Origin of the sequence: Pseudoalteromonas sp. S4741, from assembly GCF_005886135.1 — a bacterium.
Classification (GTDB): Bacteria; Pseudomonadota; Gammaproteobacteria; order Enterobacterales; family Alteromonadaceae; genus Pseudoalteromonas; species Pseudoalteromonas tetraodonis.
Map to the genome: position 1 here is coordinate 1 of NZ_PNCN01000225.1, position 1714 is coordinate 1714.

The 1714-nt window shown below is 42.2% G+C and carries 2 protein-coding genes; both read left to right on the forward strand.

Features of this window, described 5'->3' with window-relative positions:
* The first annotated feature begins 77 nt into the window (after nt 1-77).
* Nucleotides 78-623, forward strand: a complete 546-nt coding sequence (gene ampD, locus CWC30_RS17915; RefSeq protein ID WP_138627766.1) for a 1,6-anhydro-N-acetylmuramyl-L-alanine amidase AmpD — start codon at nt 78-80, stop codon at nt 621-623.
* Nucleotides 624-644: 21 nt separating this feature from the next.
* Nucleotides 645-1496, forward strand: coding sequence for a beta-lactamase regulator AmpE (gene ampE / locus CWC30_RS17920; RefSeq protein WP_138627767.1), 852 nt, complete (start codon nt 645-647; stop codon nt 1494-1496).
* Nucleotides 1497-1714 lie beyond the last annotated feature (218 nt).

Below are 1714 nucleotides of genomic sequence, written 5' to 3' on the forward strand. Positions count from 1 at the left end.
AGGCAGAGATTAAGCCAAGCATGGTGTTTGGGTTAAGAGCTGCGGGTTATGGGCTACATAAGTTTTAAATAAATAGTATGAAAATAGATTCTTTAGGCGTTATAAATAATATTAGCCAGCGGGCGTGTAGCCATTTTGACGAGCGACCTGCTCAGTGCGATATTTCGCTGTTGGTTATTCATAATATTTCATTGCCTGCAGGGCAGTTTAACACTCCGTACGTTGATGATTTATTTATGGGGTGTATTGATTGTAATGCGCACCCTAGCTTTAGTGACCTAGAGGGGCTTAAGGTGTCAGCGCATTGTTTTATTAAGCGCTGCGGCGAAGTTATACAGTATGTGCCTTTTGAAAAACGTGCATGGCATGCGGGGCGCTCCTGCTTTGCTGGGCAACAAAATTGTAATGATTTTAGTATAGGTATAGAGCTTGAAGGCACAGATACAACTAACTATACCGATGCGCAATATCAAAGCTTGGCCACATTGGCGCAGGCTATTATGCAGCGCTACCCAAAAATAACAGCCAGTAATATAGTTGGGCATTGCGATATAGCCCCTGGGCGAAAAACCGACCCTGGAGCGAGTTTTAACTGGCGTAAGTTTTTTAACCTAATTGAATAACTAAATTAAGCGAGTAACAACATGATTTTGGTTTCAATAATAATAGCACTGATACTTGAGCGTTTAGGTGCTCGCTCTGCGCATTGGCAAATGAGTTATTACGCTAATGGCTACTTAACTCGCTCTGTTAATTTATTGACCAATAAAGGGTTATTTGGCACAGCAACAGGGTTTTTAATTTGGTTATTACTGCCTGTGATTGCTGTTGGGTGTGTGTATTTTTTGTCTGACTTTGCACTATGGCAGCTTGTTTTTAATGTGGCGGTGTTACTCGTTTGTTTTGGTTGTGCTAAGCAACGCGCTTTATATAAATCGTATTTAAATGCATTGACCCGAGGGGATCAAACCGCTGCGTCTTTGTATGCTTTGCAATTAGGGCAAAAACGCACAGAGGAGCAACAAGGCGGCGAAACCTTAGGGCAAACGCTGGCTTGGGTTAATTTCAGGTTTTATTGCGCGGTTATATTTTGGTTTGTGATATTGGGCGTTGCTGGAGCTGTTTTTTATGCACTAGTGCGTACCTTTGCCGACTTAGTGAGTGACAACCGCGATGAAGTTATTGCTAAGCATTTTAAACTTATCCACCGTTTACTATTTTGGCTTGATTGGCTCCCAGCGCGTATTACCAGTTTTGGCTATTTAGTGATTGGTAACTTTAATAAAGGGACTAGCTGTTGGCTACATTACGTGTTTGACTTTTCAAGCCCTAATCGCAAGGTGGTTACTTATACGGCGCTAGCGGCTGAACAAGTTGAAGAGCGCTACTATGGTTGCACCTTTGAAGCTACCTGTATGATCAAACTGGTTAAGCGAAATGTACTTTTTTACTTAGTGTTAATTGCCTTGATGACTTTATTTGGTGGTTTAAGTTAAAGAGCAGGGGTTAGGTAATAGGTGTTAGGTAGAGATTAAGTCAAGCAATGTGTTTAGCTTGGCAGCTGGCGGGCTGCGAGCAGCGGGGAATGGGGGACGGGCTTAAAACCTTTAACCTAGACCCTAAACATGCGGGAGGTAAATTCTCACTTACAATATAAAAGTATGTTTATATTAGGTGCTATGTTTTATCCTACTGCCGAACCCCGAACCCCGAA